This window comes from Arsenicibacter sp. R0_47, from assembly GCF_057652235.1.
This window is the reverse complement of the sequence record NZ_JBYFCJ010000006.1, coordinates 234201-254162: the sequence shown is the minus strand read 5'-3', so window position 1 is coordinate 254162 and position 19962 is coordinate 234201. Positions and strand designations below refer to the sequence as shown.

22 protein-coding genes are annotated in these 19962 nt (G+C 52.2%); 9 read left to right on the top strand and 13 right to left on the bottom strand.

Annotation, left to right across the window (positions count from 1 at the left end):
• Positions 1–27 precede the first annotated feature (27 nt).
• A complete protein-coding gene (locus AC23NW_RS14115; protein ID WP_487450284.1) occupies positions 28–2457 on the bottom strand; it encodes an alpha/beta fold hydrolase in 2430 nt (809 codons plus the stop codon).
• A 241-nt stretch (positions 2458–2698) separates the two neighbouring features.
• Here AC23NW_RS14115 and AC23NW_RS14110 point away from each other — a divergent pair, with 241 nt between their 5' ends.
• The 4 genes from AC23NW_RS14110 to AC23NW_RS14095 are packed head-to-tail and all read left to right on the top strand — an operon-like array spanning position 2699 to position 5247.
• Positions 2699–2986 carry a YciI family protein gene (locus AC23NW_RS14110; RefSeq protein WP_293842164.1) on the top strand — a complete coding sequence of 96 codons (288 nt, stop codon included), beginning with the start codon at positions 2699–2701 and terminating at the stop codon, positions 2984–2986.
• Positions 2987–3022: 36 nt separating this feature from the next.
• Positions 3023–3763 (top strand): hypothetical protein, encoded by a 741-nt coding sequence (locus tag AC23NW_RS14105; protein WP_487450282.1) that lies wholly within the window; start codon positions 3023–3025, stop codon positions 3761–3763.
• A 1-nt stretch (position 3764) separates the two neighbouring features.
• The gene (gene hxpB / locus AC23NW_RS14100) at positions 3765–4439 is read left to right on the top strand and encodes a hexitol phosphatase HxpB (protein WP_487450280.1); all 675 of its coding nucleotides are present in this window, start codon (positions 3765–3767) and stop codon (positions 4437–4439) included.
• A 19-nt stretch (positions 4440–4458) separates the two neighbouring features.
• Positions 4459–5247, top strand: a complete 789-nt coding sequence (locus AC23NW_RS14095) for a PhzF family phenazine biosynthesis protein (protein ID WP_293842156.1) — start codon at positions 4459–4461, stop codon at positions 5245–5247.
• A 47-nt stretch (positions 5248–5294) separates the two neighbouring features.
• On the opposite strand, the gene AC23NW_RS14090 is transcribed toward AC23NW_RS14095, so the two are convergent.
• Together AC23NW_RS14090 and AC23NW_RS14085 are read right to left on the bottom strand one after the other, a co-directional pair.
• A complete protein-coding gene (locus AC23NW_RS14090; RefSeq protein ID WP_487450279.1) occupies positions 5295–6497 on the bottom strand; it encodes an N-acetylmuramoyl-L-alanine amidase in 1203 nt (400 codons plus the stop codon).
• A gap of 13 nt (positions 6498–6510) precedes the next feature.
• Positions 6511–6924, bottom strand: a complete 414-nt coding sequence (locus tag AC23NW_RS14085) for a DoxX family protein (protein WP_487450277.1) — start codon at positions 6922–6924, stop codon at positions 6511–6513.
• Positions 6925–7048: 124 nt separating this feature from the next.
• Here AC23NW_RS14085 and AC23NW_RS14080 point away from each other — a divergent pair, with 124 nt between their 5' ends.
• Genes AC23NW_RS14080 through mtgA form a run of 4 tightly spaced genes read left to right on the top strand, consistent with a single transcriptional unit; the run spans position 7049 to position 9775 of the window.
• Positions 7049–7225: a hypothetical protein gene (locus AC23NW_RS14080; RefSeq protein ID WP_487450276.1), complete on the top strand. Its 177-nt coding sequence runs from the start codon at positions 7049–7051 to the stop codon at positions 7223–7225.
• Positions 7226–7281: 56 nt separating this feature from the next.
• Positions 7282–7758: a GNAT family N-acetyltransferase gene (locus AC23NW_RS14075; protein ID WP_293842149.1), complete on the top strand. Its 477-nt coding sequence runs from the start codon at positions 7282–7284 to the stop codon at positions 7756–7758.
• A complete protein-coding gene (gene hemW / locus AC23NW_RS14070) occupies positions 7758–8867 on the top strand; it encodes a radical SAM family heme chaperone HemW (RefSeq protein ID WP_487450274.1) in 1110 nt (369 codons plus the stop codon). The genes AC23NW_RS14075 and hemW overlap by 1 nt, the downstream gene beginning before the upstream one ends.
• Positions 8868–8896: 29 nt before the next feature.
• Positions 8897–9775: a monofunctional biosynthetic peptidoglycan transglycosylase gene (mtgA, locus tag AC23NW_RS14065; RefSeq protein WP_487450273.1), complete on the top strand. Its 879-nt coding sequence runs from the start codon at positions 8897–8899 to the stop codon at positions 9773–9775.
• Here the strand turns inward: mtgA and AC23NW_RS14060 are convergent.
• From AC23NW_RS14060 to dtd, 5 genes are all read right to left on the bottom strand, one after another.
• A complete protein-coding gene (locus tag AC23NW_RS14060) occupies positions 9772–10098 on the bottom strand; it encodes an MGMT family protein (protein ID WP_487450272.1) in 327 nt (108 codons plus the stop codon). The genes mtgA and AC23NW_RS14060 overlap by 4 nt on opposite strands.
• 48 nt (positions 10099–10146) lie before the next feature.
• Entirely contained in the window at positions 10147–10713 is a 567-nt protein-coding gene (locus AC23NW_RS14055) for a DUF3109 family protein (RefSeq protein WP_293842141.1), read from the bottom strand.
• A 2-nt stretch (positions 10714–10715) separates the two neighbouring features.
• Complete coding sequence (locus tag AC23NW_RS14050; RefSeq protein ID WP_487450270.1) at positions 10716–13013, bottom strand: lytic transglycosylase domain-containing protein; 2298 nt, start codon at positions 13011–13013, stop codon at positions 10716–10718.
• A gap of 35 nt (positions 13014–13048) precedes the next feature.
• On the bottom strand, positions 13049–13690 hold the full coding sequence (locus tag AC23NW_RS14045) for an O-methyltransferase (RefSeq protein WP_487450269.1): 642 nt from the start codon (positions 13688–13690) through the stop codon (positions 13049–13051).
• 61 nt (positions 13691–13751) lie between these two features.
• Entirely contained in the window at positions 13752–14204 is a 453-nt protein-coding gene (dtd, locus tag AC23NW_RS14040; RefSeq protein ID WP_487450267.1) for a D-aminoacyl-tRNA deacylase, read from the bottom strand.
• A gap of 111 nt (positions 14205–14315) precedes the next feature.
• Here dtd and AC23NW_RS14035 point away from each other — a divergent pair, with 111 nt between their 5' ends.
• Complete coding sequence (locus AC23NW_RS14035; protein ID WP_487450266.1) at positions 14316–14900, top strand: ATPase; 585 nt, start codon at positions 14316–14318, stop codon at positions 14898–14900.
• Positions 14901–15058: 158 nt separating this feature from the next.
• Here AC23NW_RS14035 and AC23NW_RS14030 read toward each other — a convergent pair whose 3' ends face one another.
• The 5 genes from AC23NW_RS14030 to prmC form a co-directional block, all read right to left on the bottom strand.
• Positions 15059–15505, bottom strand: coding sequence for a hypothetical protein (locus tag AC23NW_RS14030; protein ID WP_487450265.1), 447 nt, complete (start codon positions 15503–15505; stop codon positions 15059–15061).
• Positions 15506–15564: 59 nt separating this feature from the next.
• Positions 15565–16917 carry a magnesium transporter gene (mgtE, locus tag AC23NW_RS14025; RefSeq protein WP_293844966.1) on the bottom strand — a complete coding sequence of 451 codons (1353 nt, stop codon included), beginning with the start codon at positions 16915–16917 and terminating at the stop codon, positions 15565–15567.
• Between the two features lie 80 nt (positions 16918–16997).
• On the bottom strand, positions 16998–17813 hold the full coding sequence (rsmA, locus tag AC23NW_RS14020; protein WP_293844969.1) for a 16S rRNA (adenine(1518)-N(6)/adenine(1519)-N(6))-dimethyltransferase RsmA: 816 nt from the start codon (positions 17811–17813) through the stop codon (positions 16998–17000).
• Positions 17814–17902: 89 nt separating this feature from the next.
• Positions 17903–18877: an AAA family ATPase gene (locus AC23NW_RS14015; RefSeq protein WP_487450264.1), complete on the bottom strand. Its 975-nt coding sequence runs from the start codon at positions 18875–18877 to the stop codon at positions 17903–17905.
• A gap of 65 nt (positions 18878–18942) precedes the next feature.
• Positions 18943–19809, bottom strand: coding sequence for a peptide chain release factor N(5)-glutamine methyltransferase (prmC, locus tag AC23NW_RS14010; protein WP_293839557.1), 867 nt, complete (start codon positions 19807–19809; stop codon positions 18943–18945).
• Positions 19810–19962 lie beyond the last annotated feature (153 nt).

Sequence of the window (19962 nt, the reverse complement as noted above, 5' to 3'; positions counted from 1 at the left end):
GCAGCTTCTGAAGCTGCCCCGTTTTGTTTATAACCGCTCGTCAAACAGTTTCAGAATTCGTTTGTACTCATCCATCCAGCTGGTAGGCTCCACAAAACCGTGGTCTTCCATCGGATAGGCGGCAAGCTCCCAGTTCTCCTTCTTCAGCTCAATCAGTCGCTGTGACAACCGGACAACGTCCTGAAAATGAACGTTTACATCAACCATGCCGTGACAGATCAGCAGGTGACCTTTCAGGCCGTTGGCAAAGTAAATCGGCGACGACCGCTTATAGGCCACCGAGTCCGCCTGTGGTTCGTTCAGGATGTTGTTGGTATATGGGTGATTGTAGGCCGCCCAGTCTGTTACAGGGCGCAGGGCCGCACCGGCAGCAAACGACTCCGGTGTCGTGAACATGGCCATCAGGGTGATAAACCCGCCGTAAGAGCCACCGTATAAACCAACCCGCTTCGGATCAACACCGTGATTTTTTACCAGCCACTCAACCGCATCTACGTGATCGGTCAGGTCTTTACCGCCCATGTACCGGTAAATACCCGTGCGCCAGTCGCGGCCGTAGCCGGCGCTGCCACGGTAGTCAATGTCAAGTACGGTATAGCCCTTGTCAGCCAGCAGGTTATGGAACATGTATTCGCGGAAATACTGGCTCCACCACTTGTGGGCATTTTGTAAATAACCCGCACCGTGTACAAATACTACTGTTTTGCCGGATGGTTTTTCCGGCTTATACAAGCGGCCGTAAATGGTCTGTCCGTCGCGGGCAGGAATGGTCACTACCGCAGGATCGCGCCACGGATAAGCTTTAAATTCCTCCGTCAGGGAGCTGGTTAGCTTTGTCGCCGCCGGTACATCTTTCGCCGGGGCAAGCACTAAACCGCTTTTCTTGTCGGTTTTCAGCTCTGTCAGGAATAGCTCCCATGGCTGGTTACTATACGAATACCGGATCGCCAGTTTGGTCTCATCGGGAGAGAGTGCCACGTCATTGGCACCCGTCATGGTCGTTAGTTTCAGGCGCTCGCCACCAGCTACCGGCATCCGGTAAAAATGCTGCTCGCCGGGGTGGACTTCGTTGGTTGTCAGGAAGAAGTACTGCTTGTTTTTGGATAACGCCACCTGCTGCACCTCAAACTTGCCGCTGGTCAGCTGCTTTTTAACCCCTGTCACTACATTGATGGTATACAGATGCGAGTACCCGTCGGCCTCCGACTGGAAATACAGGGTCTGATTATCGGCAAGGAAACCCAGCGTACCGCCGCCGAAGCCTGAGCCAATACCCGGACCGGCAATCCATGCCTCGTCGCGCTGACGGTCAAGGAGTTTCAGCTGACGGGTGGCCGGGTCCAGCAGGAGCAGCCAGCGGTCTTTATTGTCGGCCGCACGGAGGGTAATGACGGCATATTTACCGTCTTCCGACCAGACTGGTGCGCCGTAGGACACGGCCCGCAGCGGACTGGCCTTTGCTTTACCGGCTTTGCTGGTATCTGTTGATGTCTTAGCGCTGGCAGTGCCCTTTTTAAAATCCGGCAGATCGGTAATGCCCGGTACATCCTTGATGGATACCGACTGCACCGTATCGCGCTGGATGTCATAGACAAAAAACTCAAATGTCGAGCCTGGCGCACCGACTTTGGTCCGTGCCGGAATATCTTCCGTGAAGCCGGATTCGGTGACGTAGTTCGGTACGTTGGCGGTTTTGGCACCGGTAGCCTGTTTCATGAGCGCAAACGTCACAAAGCGGCCATCCGGACTCAGGCGCGGGTTCATCACCTGACGACCTTCTGTAAAAAACTGTTTAGGGCGTTTCGGCTGATCGGCTTTTGTAATCTTTTCGCCTTCGTCGCGTTTGGCTTTGCGTTCCCGTAAAATATCGAACATACTGAGCTGATCTTTCTTCAGCCAGGCTTCCTGTTCGTTAGGTTTTGGTTCCGTACGCTTGGTTCCGGGGTCAAATTGGGTTACCTGCGCCAATTCTCCCGTATTAAGGTGCATAGTATATAGATTACTGTTTCTGGCAAACACAATCCGCTGTTCGTCGCCGCTGAATAACGGGTTGCTTTCGCGGTCTACTGTGTTGGTAAGCTGGCGCACGGCAAACGTTTTGCAGTCAAGTAAAAAAAGGTCGCCGTTTTTTTCGAACACCTTGAGCGTGCGCATGCGGTTGTAGACCCCGCCATTATCAGGGGGCAGTGCCCGCCGTTCAGCCGGTGTTACCTTGACTGGTTTACGGTCGCCGGTGAGTGAAATTTTGTAGAGCGAATCCGCTTTGGCTTTGTCAGGATTCCAGTTGAAGTAGATGGTTCTGGCATCTTCTGACCAGAAAACACCGGATGGCGAGGTGCCGATCCAGCTTTTCGGGTCCTGCATAATCTTGTCGACGGTGAGTACCGGTTTGGTTTGTGCAACGCCTTTAAACGTACACAAACCCGCAATAAGTAGAAGAGTAAAGGTTTTGTTCATAGAGAAGTGGTTCAAAACAAAACCGTGAAGTTAACGAAAAGAGCATATGCTATACTGCAGTCCGGTCATTCTGTGACTGCAAAAAATGACTTTTAAAAAAGAAAGCGTAAGGTAATATGGTATTCCCAATAGAATACAGTACACTTTTGGGAAAATAGGTATCTTCGCCCGACTGTAAAAATATCGTTTACCGGACCGTACCTATGGTCCGGCACCTAACACGTAACAAGCACAAACCACTATGTTGTACGTCATTCACGCATACGACTTTACAGATGCAGAAGCGCTGAACCGCCGCATGGCGGTCCGGCCGGATCACCTGGAAGGGGTAAAACAATTAAAAGCCGGTAATAACTATGTTCTCGGCGGGGCGTTACTGAATCCCGACGGCCAGATGTTCGGCTCGATGATGGTCGTTGATTTTGACACCGAAGAGGCCATGCAGGCGTGGTTACAGAACGACCCATACGTTACCGGACAGGTGTGGGAGAAAATCGACGTTAAGCCTTTTCGCCAGGCCGTTGTCTAACCATTGGCATTGAACCGAAACGTCCCTTAACCGTTCATGAAACAATTATTTTTAACCGCTCTGGTAGCCGGCGTTTGCCTGACAGCCTGCCAGAAAAAAGCTGATCAGCAGGCCGGTAGCCAGACAGCTGACTCAGCGGCAACGGCATTCGATAACGTACCGGAACATGCGTCGGACCAGATGGTATCGCCCGACAACTTTGTGATTATTCCGGGTAAACAGGCCGGCAATATCCGGGCAACCTCAACGCAGGCCGAACTGATTGACCTGTTGGGCAAGGAAAATGTAACGGTCAATGACACGATTTACGTAGCCGAAGGAGCCACTGAAATTGGTACAACCCTGTTTAAGGGAACGCCCGACGAGGCGCAGATTCTGTGGCTTGATAAAGAGAATGCAGCCAAACCGGATGCTGTTATACTCCGCCCGGCATCGGATAAACCTGGCACGGGTGGGAACCAGACCCAATGGGTAACCGACAATGGTCTACGCATTGGCTCTACGCTGAAAGAAGTCGAGAAACTGAATGGGAAGCCCTTTAAGCTGTACGGTTTCGGATGGGATTACGGCGGGTCGGCGAGCAGCTGGCAGGGCGGAAGTCTGGAAGGGAAAGACGGTAAAACGTATCTGAGTATTGTGTTTGGCTATGGAGAACTCTCCGCCGAACAGGAAAAACTAGTAGACAAGGTATCGGGCGATGGCGAGTTTCTGTCGTCAAACCCCGCTATGCAACAACTGAATCCGGTCATTCAGACCATGACGGTTCGGTTTAACTAACATGATCAAAGCAGCTATTCTGGATATGGACGGGCTGCTGGTGGATTCAGAACCCCACTGGCGGCACGTTGAGATTGAGGTTTTTAGAACGGTCGGTCTTGAACTGACTGAAAAACAATGTCTTAAAACCACGGGTTTACCCATTGGTGTAGTAATTCAATATTGGTATGAACGCCATCCGTGGCAAGGGCGCACCCTTGCCGAACTGGAGGAGGAAATGCTGACAAAGGTGTATGACCGGATTGCGAATGCGGCCGAAGCCATGCCGGGTGCGGTTGAACTGTTACAGTTTTTCCATAGCCGGAACATTCCGCTGGCCATCGCATCGGCCTCACCGATGAACCTGATCGAACTGGTCATCCGCCGCTTAGGGATTCAGCATTACTTTACGACCTGGCACTCGGCCACACTGGAAGCGCGGAATAAGCCCGCCCCTGATGTTTATCTGGGGACGGCACGAAAGCTCGGGGTAGAACCCCGTGAATGTATTGCCTTTGAGGATTCGGGCAATGGCCTGAAATCGGCGGTTGCTGCCGGAATGATCGCTGTATCGGTTCCGGCAGAATTTGAATATGATGATGCGAAATTTGAGATTGCCACAGTAAAAATACCATCGCTCCATCATTTTACAGAAAGCCTTTTTCACGAATTAGAAGCCAGTGTTCCGAAACCATAAACCTTAAAAAGCCTGATTCATGCGCCTGTATCAACTTGATGCGTTTACTGACCGCTTGTTTGCCGGAAACCCGGCGGCGGTTATTCCTTTAACTGAATGGCTTCCTGATGAGCAAATGCAGCGGATTGCTGCCGAAAATAACCTGGCCGAAACCGCGTTTTATGTAGCCACCGGCGAGCCCGGTCACTACCATATCCGCTGGTTTACGCCAACTGTTGAAGTCGATCTGTGCGGCCACGCCACGCTTGCATCGGCCTATGTCGTTTTCTTTCTGGAGCAGCAACCGGATGCCGACCGGATTACGTTTGATTCGCGCAGTGGTCCGCTCAATGTCTGCCGCGAAGAGGCGGGCTGGCTGGTGCTCGACTTCCCCGTCGATACGGTACAGAAAGCTACTTTATTGCCGCCTGCACTTCTGACCGCTTTCGACGAAAAACCATCGGCGATTCTGAAGGGTAAAACCGATTACATGCTGGTGTATGAGACACAGGAGCAGATTGAGCAGCTTGCCCCTGACTTCCGCGAACTGGTGACCGTACCGGCACGCGGGGTGATTGTTACGGCTCCCGGCAAGGATGTTGACTTCGTGTCCCGCTTTTTTGGCCCGCAATCCGGTATTGACGAAGATCCGGTGACGGGCTCGGCCCATACAACGCTAATTCCTTACTGGGCCGAAAAACTTGGTAAAACCTCCCTCAGCGCGCAGCAGTTGTCGGCCCGTGGCGGTTCGCTGATGTGTAAGCTGTCAGGTGAGCGCGTCGAAATTGCCGGGCAGGTGCAGCTTTACCTGAAAGGCGAAATTCTGTAATATAGCTGAAAAGTCCGGGCGTGAATCTTTTGATTCACGCCCGCTACTTATTGACTCTTCTTTACCCAGTTCTTCAGGCCTCTGCGGATGGCCCTGGCCATGTTTTGCCGGAAACGTTCATCCAGAATCAGATTCTCGTCGGCTGTGTTGCTCAGGAACGGGCCTTCGACCAGTACATTGGGGTATTCAGTCGGCGCGTTGAAGAAAAAGTTAAAATGCCCGACATTGCCGAACTCATGGGTATCTACCTTCAGTAATTCCTGCAAAACGGCCTGACTCAGCGACCGGAAACCGAGGTGTTTGTAATAGGTACTGAAACCCCGCACGCCGGCATTGCCCGACGCATTAAAGTGTATGCTGACCAGCAGGTCGGGCAGCAGCTGCCGCATGGCCTTTATCCGGTCGGTGGGTCCGATGTTGGTGTCTTTGCTGCGGGTCAGGACCACCAATGCCCCCGAACGTTCGAGTTCTTTTTTAAGCTTCCGGGCTACGTCCAGCGTAAATTCTTTTTCCAGCCGTTTCGACTGCTCACCGCGGGCACCCGTATTGCTTCCCCCATGCCCCGCATCAACGGCAATGATTAACCCCCTGAGTTTTTTGGATTCCGGTCCGCGGCGAATACGGGTAATGAGCGTATGGCGCTGATAATAAATGGAATATCCCCAGTGTGTGGGCTGGTTTAGGTCAATGTATACGCGCAGCTGCTCATCGGCAATCTGCTCAAACCACACATTTTTGATGCCCTTTGTGGTGCGCATCTGTGTGATCCAGTTGGTGTTACTGGTCGCACCGAAAATGTCAAGTACAATGCGGTTAGGGTTTACCTCCTGCCGGCTGCGGTAGGGAAGCCGGGCGGGCAGTGCCACTGACACGTAATCGAAACGTCCGGGGATGGGGCCGTTGGCTGTATCGCCCCACGTCCGCCAGGAGCCGGTCAGGGCCTGGGCCGGGAACCGCAGCAGGGTATCCGCCTGTACCTGCTCGACCGGAACATATGCCGACAGCGACGGAGCCAGCCGTACACGCCAGTACCGGCGGGTTGTATCCAGACCGGAAATCCGGAGCACGACGGCTGAATCCAGCGTTTCCATCCGCGCACCACCCAGCCGGTCGGTGCCTAAGCCGTAATAAAGCGGGGTCAGTTTGCTGCGGGTCAGGCCGGTCAGGGTTGTATCGGTGACTGCCTGGCTATGGGCAAAAAAGGAAAGCAGAAGAAAGGAGAAAAGGAAAAAATGTTTCACGTTACGCATTACTGGTTGCTGATCAGATGCCTTCGTCTATTGACGGTTTGCCCGGACCATTGATAAATAAAAAGAGGCTTGTTGCCAGCAGGATCAGAGCCGGAAAGGTATTCGTAAAACTATCACCGATTGCCCAATGTCCGGCTATAACTGCAAGGATAAAATTTATGGCTAAAGGTATACAAAACCACCTTGCTTTCCAGCCAAGCAACAAACTGATGGCGCCCAGAAATTCGGTATAGGCCGACAGAATGGCGGCAAGGGTCGGGAACGGGAAGTGGAGGGTGGCCAGCCAGTCGGCATACCCTGGAATTCCCTCAGCGGGATGCAAAGCTGTGTGTCCCGCTGCATCGTATAATTTCCAGGCACAGACTACCCGCAATAAAAAAGGGGCGTATGCTTTAACGCGTTGTAACTTTCCGGTTTGTAGTTGCATGGCTTTGCAGGAATGCGTGCTGGTAAAGCAGATTGCTAAAGGTATGAAAAATGTCAATTACCGGATTAGAAGTTTGATACAGGAAAAGATATTTATTTGGATTAATTATAAATAATGAATAGGTTTGTATAAACTAAATGAGCAGATGGAGCAGGAGGATGTGTTGATGAATAGCTTGCCGGATACAGGTATGCGGCTCAGCATCATGGAAAAATCGCGGGTACTGGAAGAGTGTGTACTGAAAAAATGCTGCAAAAAGTACAAGAAGGGCAAACGCTGCAAGAAATGTCCTGATCGCTAAAACAATACATTACAACGGATTTGACTGTATTTTTGCCGGACAAACACGCAATGCTTGTGACTAACAGCGCTACCAATTTGTCCGGCAGCATACAGTATGAGATGGTAACCGGCCTGCCATCTGCCATGTTGCTGCAATCGTTACTGGATTTGCATCTGACCGTTTTTCCGGATCAGATGCGGGAAGAAGTGCTTGCCGAAATGCGCTACTACCAAAACCGGCGGCTGACCGTATGGCTGGCCAGGGCTGATAACCGGGTTGTAGGCTATAAAATGGGCTATGAACGCAAGGAAGGCCATTTTTACAGCTGGCTGGGCTGCGTTGACGCTGCTTTCCGCGGGCACGGGATCGCTACCGAACTGATGGTGCAGCAACATGACTGGTGCCGGGATAACGGGTACCGGGCAGTGCGTACCCAAACTTATAACCAGTGGCGGTCGATGCTGTTGCTGAATATCCGGCAAGGCTTTGACATCATCGGTACCCAGCAAGGAACATACGGTCTGGTGATTGTGTTGGAAAAGAAACTGTAATGCATCTTTACCTACACATTCCGTTCTGTAAGCAGGCCTGTCACTACTGCGATTTTCACTTCAGTACCAGCCTGAAGCAGAAACCGGCTATGGTCGATGCCATTTGCCGGGAAATCAGGCTGCAAAAAGAGTACCTGCCCGAACAACCGCTTGAAACAATCTATTTTGGCGGAGGTACGCCATCGCTGCTTAATGAGGGTGAGCTGGAGCAGATTTTTAACACCATTTACCAGCAGTTTGCCGTTATCCTCGACCCCGAAATTACGCTTGAAGCCAACCCGGATGACCTGACCGCTGCTAATCTTCAGCTTTTTCGCCGTTATGTGAACCGGCTAAGCATTGGTATTCAGACATTCGATGAAGAAACGCTCCGGTGGATGAACCGTGCGCATACCGCAGCCGAAGCGGAACAGTGTGTGCAGCTGGCGAGAGAGCTTGGCTTCGATAACATCAGCATTGATCTGATTTACGGCATCAAACCGGAGGTCTGGGAACGGGATCTGGCAAGGGCGCTGGCGCTGCATGTACCACACCTGTCGGCCTATGCGCTGACCATTGAGCCGGATACGGCATTCGGGCGGTGGCAGCAGACAGGTAAACTGACCCCCGTTGATGAAGCGCTTGCCGCCGGACAGTTTGAAGAACTCGTTGCGGGACTGACCGGTGCTGGGTATGTACATTACGAAATCTCCAATTTTGCACTTCCCGGCCAGTTTGCGCGGCATAATTCGGCTTACTGGAAACGTCGCCCGTACCTGGGGGTGGGTCCGAGTGCGCACTCCTACAACGGCCGCGAACGGCAATGGAATATAGCCAATAACAGCCGGTACATCAAGGCATTGGCGGAGAACGAAATTCCGGCTACGGTGGAGACGCTTTCGGCCGCTGATCAGGTCAACGAATACCTGCTGACTGGTTTGCGGACCATCTGGGGATGTTCCGTTACGGAGCTGAACAAACTGCTTCAAAAGGACTTCCTGCGGGTGCAGCAGAAACCGTTGGCTCAATTACAGCAGGCTGGCTGGGTAACTATTCAGGGCGATGTGTTAATATTAACAGAAGCTGGTAAACTTTTCGCGGACCGGGTCGCTTCCGAATTGTTTGCGTAGTTGTATTTTCGCACTGAAGTCAGCCACCTATGCAACCAAACAACCAGAATATTCCGCGTAATACGTTTCGTAACCGCCCACGGCAGACGGTAGAAAACCGCCCGGCCGATGGTTCCGGCGCCAGGCCGGCGGGCAACTATACCCGTCCTGAACCGCCGGAAAGCGAAACACCGGATCTGTTGCGGCAAATCCGCGCAGCTATCCGCCAGTATCCGATCCTGAATACGATTTATGTATACAGCATCAGGGCCTTTATCTGGCTGTTTCTGGGTTCTATTGGCTGGGTCATTCTCCTGAAATACATTCCGGTCTGGGTAACGCCGCTGGTCGTAACCCGTAAGCTGGATGCTATGGGCGAGGATAAATCGGCCAAAGTCTACAAAAAATGGCGTTCCCTAGACGAAATCAGTAAAGAAGCAGCCCTGGCCGTTGTGGCGTCGGAAGACCAGCAGTTTCCGGTTCACTGGGGCTTCGACTTTGACGAGATTCAGGACGCCATTAAGGAAAATAAAACGCGTAAACGCCCGCGTGGTGCCAGCACAATCTCACAGCAGGTTGCCAAAAACGTATTTCTCTGGAATGGCCGCAGCTATATCCGGAAGGGGCTTGAAGTGTACTTCACGGTCCTGATCGAACTGATCTGGGGTAAAAAGCGGATTCTGGAAGTATACCTGAACGTGGCCGAAACCGGTCCGCTGACTTTTGGTGTGGAAGCGGCCTCACAGCGCTATTACGGGCATACCGCCAAGCTGCTGTCGCGCGATGAAGCGGCGCGGATTGCGGCAGTATTGCCGAACCCGATCAAATTTTCCATCCAGAACCCGTCCGGTTATGTTCTGCGCCGGACCCGCCAGATTTCGCGGCAGATGCGGGCGCTGGGCGGACAGAAATACCTTAAAAATCTTTAGATGGTCAGTTCGGTTGCCGGATCCCAGAGGATACGGGCAAAATCAACGACCTGATCATTTTCGACGCGGATACCTTCTGCTTCGAGGTGCTCCTGCATGGCTGTTGGCGAGCCGAAAAAGTGCTTTCCTGAGAGTACACCCAGCCGGTTCACTACCCGGTGGGCCGGTATATCGGGTTGGGTGTGTGAGCCGTTCATCGCCCAGCCAACCATGCGGGCACCCGCCCGCAGGCTCAGGTAGCGCGCAATGGCCCCATAGGTCGTTACCCGGCCTGCCGGAACCTGCCGGACGACATCATACACATCCTGAAAATAATCACGCATGGTAGTAACGGGCAAAAGCCCCTTCCGGAGCTTTTGCGTGGTTGACATCTATTCTTTTGTCTCGATGGCAGCGACCAGCTTGTCGTACCATTCCTGCCCGTAAGCGCGGACGAGCGCCTCGCGGACAAACTTATAGACAGGGACCTGCAACTGTTCGCCGAAACTACAGGCCGGGCTGCAAATCGGCCAGCGGTCGTAATTGAGCGCATGATAGGCTTCGTATTTTGTTACCCTGATCGGGTAGAGGTGGCAGGAAATCGGTTTCTTCCAGTCAACTACCCCGTCGTTATACGCTTCTTCGATACCACACTTCAGAATACCTTTGTCGTCGTAAATGGCATAGACGCATTCACGGCCGCCGACGGTTGTTGTCACGTAGTCTCCGTCAACATCCTGCTCATAAAGTCCCTGCTCCTCAATGGCTTTGATGCCGGCAGGAGAGAGGTATGATTTAATTTTCGGGTAAATTTTCTTAAGCATTTCCGGCTCACCGGCCTCCAGCGGAGCTCCCATGTCGCCTTCTACGCAGCAGGCACCTTTGCATTTGTCCAGATTGCAGACGAAAAACTTTTCGGCAACGTCATCGCTGATGCAGGTGTTATCAATTAGTATCATAGTTACTTGATGATCTTTATTTTCTGTCCTTCTTTCACCGTTACGTCCGTCAGCGCATTCCATTGCTGAATCTGCTCCACGCTGACGTTATACTGTTTAGAAATCCGGAACATGGTTTCACCTTTTTGTACGGTATGGTAAACAACGTCTTCTTTCGGCTGGCTGCCGCTTCCTGCCGACGGGCGTACTTCCTGACCAACCGGGAAGCCTGCCGGTACATTCCGGATGCTGAGCTGCTGCCCGACTGACAGCCGGTCCTCAAGCGTCAGGTTGTTCCACGCCAGCAGATCGTCTATGGCAATACCGTAGATTTTTGAGATGCTGTAATACGTTTGTCCGCCCTGTACGGTATGCGTCATCGAGCGTCCGCCTTTCGGTGTCGTCGTAGCCGGTGTTTTAACCGGTGTCGTTACCGGTTCGGTTTTTGGGGTACTGCTTGCCGGAGGCGTAAACGGTTTCGCTTTCGTACCGGTTGTGCGGCCGGCCGTTGACGGGTTACCGGTCACCTCAAACCCGCCGTTGCCGGATGGTTTGGTGGGTACGTTAATCGGTGGCTTGTCGTCGGTCGGGATGCTGCTTTCGTCGATGCCTGCCGGTTGCCGCGTCGGGTTTGCCGGTGTACCGACCGGTGTTGTTGTTGTCGACGTGCCGCTGCCATCCCGGACAATAACTACCCGCTGGGTACCGGCCGGGTTATCGGCTGACCGCGATGGCGCCGGTGATGTACGTGCCGGCGTGTTTACCGGTGCTGACGGAACCGGTGACGATGGTGTCGGAGCTGGTTTGGTGGCTGGTTCGTCGATTGGCGTACCGGCCAGTTTCGGCGTATACACCTTGCGGTCGGCGGCCGTTTTCGGGTAGTCGCTGCTGCGTGTCGGGTTGCCGTCCGCCGGCTGATCGGCAGGCGTTGAGGCGGTAGCCCGGTTTACACCCGGCTGGTTCGACGGAATGGCCGGTGTGCGGTCATAGACCGGCGGTGTCGGCGAATTAATAACTTCAACCGGGCGATCTCTCGGCCGTTTTTCACGCAGCCACATCACGCGGCCAACCTGTAGTTTCTGGACACGGTCCAGCCGGTTGTAGCGCATGATGAATTTTGTTCGGATGCCGTAACGCTGCGCAATACTCCGGATCGTTTCGTCTTCGCGGACGGTATGGTACGGTACGAGGGCTTTCTTACGCTTTTTGGCCAGATAGTATACTTCGCCGGGCACAATCTGGTCCAGCTCGCCTAACTCATTATACCGCAGGAAACTCGACAAGCTTACACGCGCCTTACGGGCCAGCGAACCGGCGTTGTCACCGGCCTGTGCCTGAATGCCGGGCAGGCCGTTGATTTCGTACAGAATCGGATCGTTTTTGCTCTGGACGCCGGTTGTGATTTTTCGCAGAACGGGAAAACCAATGTCGTTCTGGCTGAAATCAGCCGTTGGCCGGTCGGTAGCCTGACCTATTTTTTGCCGTACATCGTTGATCTGGTTGTTCGGCGTCGGCACCATGAGCGAATATGCCTTGTCGTTCGGGATATTGTCGGCCAATACCCAGCGGTTGTATTTCCGCAGTTCAGCCGGATCAACACCTACTTCTTCGGCCACCTGATTCAGGGCTTTCCCGCTTGCCTTCGGGTATTCGACCAGGGCAATGGTGTTGGCGGTCTGATGGCTGGCAATCGCACTTTCAATGGCAATTTTGTGGGCGAAGAACCGAAGCATGTACCGGTCCGTCTGGCCGTCCAGATAGATTTCCTTGGCATAGGCCCAGTCCGGAGAAATCAGTTTGCTGATACCGCCGGTACCGAGATAATAGGAATACAGGGCTGATACCCAGTTGTTGTAAATACCGTTGCTGCGTTTGAGGTATTTAGCGGCGCCATGCGTGGATGCGTTGATGCTCCGGCGTTCGTCAACCTCGCTGTCAACCCGCATGCCGTGATCGATGGCGGTCCCTTCCTTAAACTGCCAGAATCCAACGGCCTGCGACGACGAAATCGCGTCGGGCAGCAGCGAGCTTTCCTGTACGGCCAGGTATTTGAAATCGGTTGGAACCTCTTCGTCGGTCAGGATGGCTTCGATGGTCGGGAAGTACAGCACCACGCGGTCGAGCTTCGCCTGCCAGAACTGCCGGTTCGACAATAACGCACGGACATCCTGCTGAATGATGCTGCGGGCACCATCATCGAAATTCACAGAAATGCCGGCAAAACTGACCTGAGCCGGTATGGGTGGAGTCGGTACAGGCTGGGCCAGTGTCAACCAGCTGATGAGCAGGAAGAGGCAGGTCAGGGTGTACGGTCTATTCATGGGTTAATCGTTAACAGTGTTAATCAATAAGGCAATCACTTCTTGCGCATCATCATCAGCCCGTCGCGGACCGGCAGCAATATATTCTCAACGCGCGGATCCGCATTTATTTTATCATTAAAGGCTAAAACCGCGTGTGTATCCTTATCGGAAGCTTTTACCGGTCCGACTACCTTGCCGCTCCACAGTACGTTATCGGCCAGAATAATGCCGCCCGGCCGTACTTTATCGATTACCAGGTCGAAGTAGGTTCCGTTGTTGCGCTTGTCGGCGTCGATAAAAACAAGGTCAAATTCTTCGTCAAGGCTTTCAATAATCCCGGCAGCATCGCCCAGCCGGAAGTCGATTTTAGCGGCATACGGCGTTTGCTGCCAGTAGGAGCGGGCAAAATCCTCCAGTTCCTCGTTGTTGTCGATCGTAATCAGCAGCCCGTCATCGGTCAGCCCTTCGGCGAGGCACAAGGCCGAATAGCCGGTATACGTACCGAGTTCAAGGATGCGCCGCGGACGAAGCATGTGCGACAACATGGATAGCAGACGTCCCTGTAAATGCCCTGACAACATGCGCGGGCGAAGGACGTGAGCGTGTGTATTGCGGTTAAGCCGTTGTAAAACGTCACTTTCGGGCGACGTATGGCTTTCGACGTAATCAGTTAATTCGGCCGGAAAAAAATCCATTCAGTTTAATCCTGCGTGGTAATGAGCAGGGGGAGTCTGGTAAAATTAACGTAAAAGCGAGTTAAATACGATTTTTGGTATCAATAATTATCGTTACCGGTCCGTCGTTGAGCAGAGATACTTTCATATCAGCACCGAACTCGCCGGTTTGAACGGGGTGGCCCAGATCAGCTGAAAGCTGTGTGATCATCTGCTCGTAAAGCGGAACGGCGATATCGGGTTTTGCGGCCTCCAGAAAGCTGGGGCGGTTGCCCTTTTTGGTAGACGCATGGAGTGTAAACTGGCTGATCAGCAGGATGCTGCCGCCGACGGCTTTCAGATCAAGGTTCATTTTGCCTTCTTCATCGTTGAAGATGCGCATACCCACAATCTTTTTACTGAGCCAGTCAATATCTTCTTTTGCATCGGTATGGGTAATCCCGAGCAGGATCATAAATCCGGTACCGATTGCTCCTTTTACTTGTCCGTCGATGGTAACGGAAGCTTGCGAAACACGCTGAATTACGGCGATCATAAAGTCCCTTTAGGCAAATGAGGGCCAAAAATACCCAAAACTTGCCATATGCCGAGAGGGGGAGAAGAACAGGGTATATTTAACCATTTGTGTAAATTGTAGCTTTGCGGAATGAAAGAAAAGAATTTATATATCATTTCCGGATGTAACGGAGCAGGTAAAACAACTGCATCATTCATTATTCTGCCTGAAATACTACAGTGCAGGGAGTTTATCAATGCTGATGAAATTGCTAAAGGATTATCACCTTTTCGGCCTGAAACCGTTGCTCTTGAAGCTGGACGTATTATGTTAAGCAGAATAGAAAATTTACTGAGTGCAAATGAAAGTTTTGCATTTGAAACTACCCTCTCAACCAGAAGCTACAGGAACAAAATAATTGAAGCAAAAAAATTAGGTTATAGTGTCACACTGATCTATTTTTGGCTTAGTAGTGTCAGCCTGGCAAAAGAAAGGGTATTAGTAAGGGTGTCTGAAGGTGGACATAATATTGAACCGGAAATTATTGAGCGCCGTTACTATAAAGGTATAAAAAACCTGTTTAGCCTTTATCTGCCAATTGTGGATGGTGCGTTGATATTTGATAATTCAGAAGGTATGCCCGCGTTATTGGCTGAAAAAACCATCGATGGCCAATTGACTGTTATTAACAATAGAAAATATACTGAACTCAAATCATACTATGATAACTATTGAGAAGCAAGCGGAGATAAAAGCAAAAGTTTTGTTCGGCCTTGCAAAAACGTATGAAAGTTTACTGGTTTATAAAAAAGAAAAAAAGTCAGATCTGGTAATCCTCAGAGATAATAAAATTGTCCGGATAAAAATGTAATGCGTTCTTAGTTTTCAAGATATTACCGGCACGACCCTTTTTTCAGCCGGATGCCTTCGGCAAAACTGATGGTGGCTTTGTCGGTAAACACAAATTTGCCGTTCTGGTCCTCCATGTCGCTATACCCCTCAACCAGTTCGTCTCCTTGCCGCAAAAACGCCACTTCACGGATTGACTGTGTTCCTTCCGACTGAAAGGTATAATTGGCCAGCAGCGTATCCCCGTGGAATGTGCCGGTGAAGGTCCCCTGGTTCCGGTCTTTTTCGTAGAAATTATAGGTCAGCGCTCCTTCGGCGTTACTGCCTTTGGTTGTTAACTGCATGGACACGGTATCCTGAGCGGTTACCAGCTGGTAGCAGACAGTTGCCGGCTTATCGGTTGCTGACGACTCGCTCTGTTGTTTATCAGCTTGTTGGCAACCAATAGTGAAAGCAAGTACCGGAAAAAGAAGCGTTGCGTATCGGGTCATAACGGTGTAAACAGCTATAAAACGTGTGCTAATGTAACGAAAATGCCTCAAACAACCACTTAAACCTCTGCAAGCAGCAGCTCGGCAATGGTAAAGTAAACCCCGATACCGATGAGGTCATTGGCCGTCGTTATAAACGGTCCGGATGCCACCGCCGGATTAATGCCGATGCGGTTGAGCAGCAGCGGGGTGATTGTACCCATAAACGAGGCCAGCATCACCACTGCCAGCAACGATAGCCCCACCACCCAGAACAACCGTGGCTCACCGATCAGAAAGGTGTAGGTGCCAGCCATCAGACCAACCACCAGCCCGTTGATGATCGCCACCAGAAAGGCCCGCAGCAGCCGTTGCGACAGGGTCGTGCTCAGGCCGGACGTATCGGCCAGGCTCTGGACAATCAGCGAGGCGGTCTGAATCCCGACATTCCCGCCGGTAGAACCAATGATGGGAATGAACGCCGCCAGGGCAGCAATCTTACTCAGCTGACTCTGAAAGCCGTTGATAACCGTAGCCGCCAGCAAACTGCCTACCGCTCCGGCAACCAGCCACGGCAGCTGCACCCGCGACCGTGCCCAGATGTTGTCGTCTTCCTCGACTTCGCCGGAAAGACCCGAAATGGCCTGAATGTCTTCATCGGCCTGTTCGGTGATGACGTCGACCACGTCGTCAATAGTGATTTGCCCGAGTAGCCGCCCCTGCACGTTTACGACCGGGATGGCATCAAGGTCATAGCGCTGCATGATCTCGGCCACTTCTTCGACCGGCCGGTAGGTCTCCACAAACAGAATGTCCTGTGTGTAAATGTCGGCGATTTTTGCATTCCGGCGGGCAAGTACAATCCGCTTCAGCGATACCAGTCCTAGCAGCACATCGGCATCGTCGACGACATAGACAGAATATACCTTTTCAACATCTTCGGTCTGGTCGCGGATTTCCTCGATACAGGCGTTTACGGTCAGGTTGACGTTGATTTTAACCAGCTCCTTCTGCATGAGCCCGCCGGCCACATCTTCGTCGTAATGCAGCAGATCAAGGATAAAGCGGGCCTGTTCGCGGTCTTCGAGTAAGGCAATGACTTCTTCACGGATGCGGATGGGCTGTTCGTTCAGAATATCAACGGCATCGTCGGAGTCCATTTCGTTGATCAGCGGCGCGAGATCAGCGGACGAAAAGGTTTCGAGCAGGTCCAGCCGGACGGCAGGGTCAAGGTTCGCCAGAATATCGGCACCCACCTGCTGATTCAGTAAGCTGAGCAGGTAATGTGCCCGGTCAGGTTCGAGTTCAAACAAAATACTTGAAATATCGGCCGGGTACAGCTCTTCCATATCAGCTCTGAGCGTCGCTGCGTCGCGCTCTTCAATCGCCAGCTGAATATGTTCAAGGTATTCTTTGGTAAGCTCGAAAGTCATTAGTCAGTACGGTACAATGTCGGTTGCAGATAAAACGTATGGGTACGTCCGTTTGTTAGACGCCACTTCACGTCTGCGGTTTATTCGTTGTCGGCAGCCTTAACGGATTTGTCGCTCATCAGCAGGGTGAGTGTAACAAAATCGGCTACGCTGAGCTGTTCAGCCCGTTTATCCATAAAATGGCTGGCCGCTGCTGCTTCCGTGATACCCAATGGTTTAAGGGCATTCCGGAGTGTTTTCCGGCGCTGGTTGAAACCGGCTTTTACGACCTGCGTAAACTTCCGTTCGTCGCAGCCCAGCTCCGTAACGTTGTTGCGTTTCAGCCGGATAACGCCTGAGTGCACTTTCGGCGGTGGAATAAATACGTCCGGATCAACGGTAAATTCGTAGGTAATGTCGTACCAAGCCTGTAAAAATACGCTCAGCAGGCCATAGTCTTTTTTGCCGGCCGGAGCCGCCAGCCGCTGCGCTACCTCCCGCTGAAGCATACAGACCACTTCGGGGACACGGTCCTTGATTTCCAGAACCTTAAAGAAAATCTGCGACGAAATATTATACGGGAAGTTGCCGATTACCGCAAACGGCGGTTCGCTGCCTTCTTCCCCGAATGTAAACGTACGGGGATCCATCGTCAGGAAGTCTCCTTCGATGATGCGGCCTTTAAGCGGCAGAAAATATTTTTTCAGATACGTAACCGACTCGGTGTCAATTTCGACAACGTAGGTTTCGTACTCTGATTTCGGCAGCAGATACTGCGTCAGCACGCCGGTTCCGGGACCGATTTCGAGCACATATTTATACCCGTTATGACCGGTCAGCAGATCGGCTATATTCTGAGCAATGCGCTGATCATCCAGAAAGTGCTGCCCGAGGTGTTTCTTTGGTTTTACGTACATAAGCTGCAATGAGTGATTGGGCGATTGGTGATTGAGTGAGTTTACGAACAAATTCGCTCAATCACCAATCGCCCAATCACTCAATAATTTTATCGTCCAATCGCAACTTTGCGGAGGATGGAGTCGATGACCTGAAGGGTGTTGACGCCGTCGGCCTCGGCTTCGTAATTAAGCATAATCCGGTGATTGAACACGTCGGGCATCACCTCTTTGATATCTTCAGGCAACACATAGTCGCGCTGATCGAAGTAGGCAATGGCCTTGGCGGCAAGATTCAGGTTGATACTCGCCCGCGGCGATACCCCGAACTGAATATACCGGGCTTCATCGCGCAGGTTGTATTCCAGCGGCCGGCGGGTGGCAAACACCAGTTCAATGATATACTGCTCCAGCGACTCGGATATATTTACGTTATTGATCTCATTCCGGATGGCGGTAATGTCGTCGGTATCCAGAATCGGCTGTACTTCATAGTTGAAGTTCATGTTCGACATCCGCCGCATCACCTGTAGCTCGTCTTCCCGGCTGAGGTAATCAACGAATACCTTCATCATGAACCGGTCCACCTGTGCTTCCGGCAGTGGGTAGGTGCCTTCCTGCTCGACGGGGTTTTGCGTTGCCAGTACCAGAAAAGGCGGATTGAGAATAAAGGTTTCTTCGCCGATGGTCACCTGTTTTTCCTGCATGGCTTCCAACAGGGCCGACTGCACCTTCGCCGGCGACCGGTTAATTTCGTCGGCCAGAATCAGGTTGGCAAAAATCGGACCTTGCTTTACCTCAAAATCGCCTGTTTTCTGGTTATAAATCATCGTGCCGATGAGGTCGGCCGGCAGCAGATCGGGCGTAAACTGGATACGCTGAAAATCAAGCTGTAATACTTTGGCCAGCGTATTGATCGTCAGGGTTTTGGCCAATCCGGGAACGCCCTCCAGCAGAATATGCCCGCCGGTAAAGAGGCCGACGAGCAGCCGGTCTATGAGGCGGTCCTGTCCAACGACAATTTTACTGATTTCGGAGGTGACTTCCTGTATTTTAGCGTGATAGGTAAACGACGTTGGTTGCATAGCGGTTGATGAGGGCCTGCAGGTAGGGACAGCCGGACCTGTCCGGCACTACCCGTTAGCGGCTGTTAAAACGTAGCCCGGATACTGCGGTCTTTGCCATGAATATCCCGATAGACCTGAATCTGACGGAAACCACGTTCCTCAAACACCTGCCGTGTTGCTGCACCAAACCGTTCGTTGATTTCGACGTAGCAGGCACCGTCTGCATTCAGGTGCGCCTTGCTGTAATCGGCCACGGCTTTGTAAAAAATCAGCGGATCGCTGTCCTCCACAAACAGAGCCACATCCGGCTCGTAATCAAGCACATTACGGTCCATCTGGGCTGCCTCCGAACGGGTAACATACGGCGGGTTGCTGACGATGCAGTCGAATTTGCGGGTATCAGTGGCCGGAATGTTGAGCAGATCCTGATTTTCGAAGGTAACGTCTGCGTTCAGGTTGTCGGCATTGCGGCGGGCCATTGAGAGGGCCTTCTCCGAGACATCCCAGGCCGTTACAATCGAGGTCGGCAGAAACCGGGCAAGCGTTACTGCCAGGCAACCGCTGCCGGTGCCCATATCCAGTACCTGCACCGGACCGGCTTCATCCGGATCAGCACGGTCAGAAAAATCGTGCATGATGAGCCGCACAAGGTCTTCGGTCTCCGGCCGTGGTATCAGCACATCCGGTGACACTTCAAATTCCAGTCCGCAAAAAATCGTCGTCCCGATCACGTGCTGAATTGGTTCCTGATTGTTCAGGCGGCTGATAATCTGATTCCAGTCCGGCTCCGTCCGGTTGGCGGGCAGGGCTTTGTCAGACAACACATCCGTCTTACGCAGGCCAAAGTAATGATCAAGTAACATAAACGCCATTTCCCGGGCTTCTTCGGGAGCATAGGCGGTAATTTGCTGAGAGAGGTGTTTATATAGAGGCTTTGCTGTCATCGCCATAGTAGTAATTCAAAAGGGCCATTGGTTGATTTCCGGTAGCGGAAATCAGCAAGCAGAGCAGGCCGGATTCTATTTTTCTGTAAAACTGGCAAAAATGGGGGACAAATAGAAACCTTTACCGCAGGAAGCTCCGGGTTTGTTTACCGGATGCGG

Bases quoted from the DNA above. Each gene is read 5' to 3' on its own strand.
- AC23NW_RS14115 (WP_487450284.1), bottom strand. From the start codon at position 2,457: ATGAACAAAACCTTTACTCTTCTACTTATTGCGGGTTTGTGTACGTTT.
- AC23NW_RS14110 (WP_293842164.1), top strand. From the start codon at position 2,699: ATGTTGTACGTCATTCACGCATACGACTTTACAGATGCAGAAGCGCTG.
- AC23NW_RS14105 (WP_487450282.1), top strand. From the start codon at position 3,023: ATGAAACAATTATTTTTAACCGCTCTGGTAGCCGGCGTTTGCCTGACA.
- hxpB (WP_487450280.1), top strand. From the start codon at position 3,765: ATGATCAAAGCAGCTATTCTGGATATGGACGGGCTGCTGGTGGATTCA.
- AC23NW_RS14095 (WP_293842156.1), top strand. From the start codon at position 4,459: ATGCGCCTGTATCAACTTGATGCGTTTACTGACCGCTTGTTTGCCGGA.
- AC23NW_RS14090 (WP_487450279.1), bottom strand. From the start codon at position 6,497: ATGCGTAACGTGAAACATTTTTTCCTTTTCTCCTTTCTTCTGCTTTCC.
- AC23NW_RS14085 (WP_487450277.1), bottom strand. From the start codon at position 6,924: ATGCAACTACAAACCGGAAAGTTACAACGCGTTAAAGCATACGCCCCT.
- hemW (WP_487450274.1), top strand. From the start codon at position 7,758: ATGCATCTTTACCTACACATTCCGTTCTGTAAGCAGGCCTGTCACTAC.
- mtgA (WP_487450273.1), top strand. From the start codon at position 8,897: ATGCAACCAAACAACCAGAATATTCCGCGTAATACGTTTCGTAACCGC.
- AC23NW_RS14060 (WP_487450272.1), bottom strand. From the start codon at position 10,098: ATGCGTGATTATTTTCAGGATGTGTATGATGTCGTCCGGCAGGTTCCG.
- AC23NW_RS14055 (WP_293842141.1), bottom strand. From the start codon at position 10,713: ATGATACTAATTGATAACACCTGCATCAGCGATGACGTTGCCGAAAAG.
- AC23NW_RS14050 (WP_487450270.1), bottom strand. From the start codon at position 13,013: ATGAATAGACCGTACACCCTGACCTGCCTCTTCCTGCTCATCAGCTGG.
- AC23NW_RS14045 (WP_487450269.1), bottom strand. From the start codon at position 13,690: ATGGATTTTTTTCCGGCCGAATTAACTGATTACGTCGAAAGCCATACG.
- dtd (WP_487450267.1), bottom strand. From the start codon at position 14,204: ATGATCGCCGTAATTCAGCGTGTTTCGCAAGCTTCCGTTACCATCGAC.
- AC23NW_RS14035 (WP_487450266.1), top strand. From the start codon at position 14,316: ATGAAAGAAAAGAATTTATATATCATTTCCGGATGTAACGGAGCAGGT.
- AC23NW_RS14030 (WP_487450265.1), bottom strand. From the start codon at position 15,505: ATGACCCGATACGCAACGCTTCTTTTTCCGGTACTTGCTTTCACTATT.
- mgtE (WP_293844966.1), bottom strand. From the start codon at position 16,917: ATGACTTTCGAGCTTACCAAAGAATACCTTGAACATATTCAGCTGGCG.
- rsmA (WP_293844969.1), bottom strand. From the start codon at position 17,813: ATGTACGTAAAACCAAAGAAACACCTCGGGCAGCACTTTCTGGATGAT.
- AC23NW_RS14015 (WP_487450264.1), bottom strand. From the start codon at position 18,877: ATGCAACCAACGTCGTTTACCTATCACGCTAAAATACAGGAAGTCACC.
- prmC (WP_293839557.1), bottom strand. From the start codon at position 19,809: ATGGCGATGACAGCAAAGCCTCTATATAAACACCTCTCTCAGCAAATT.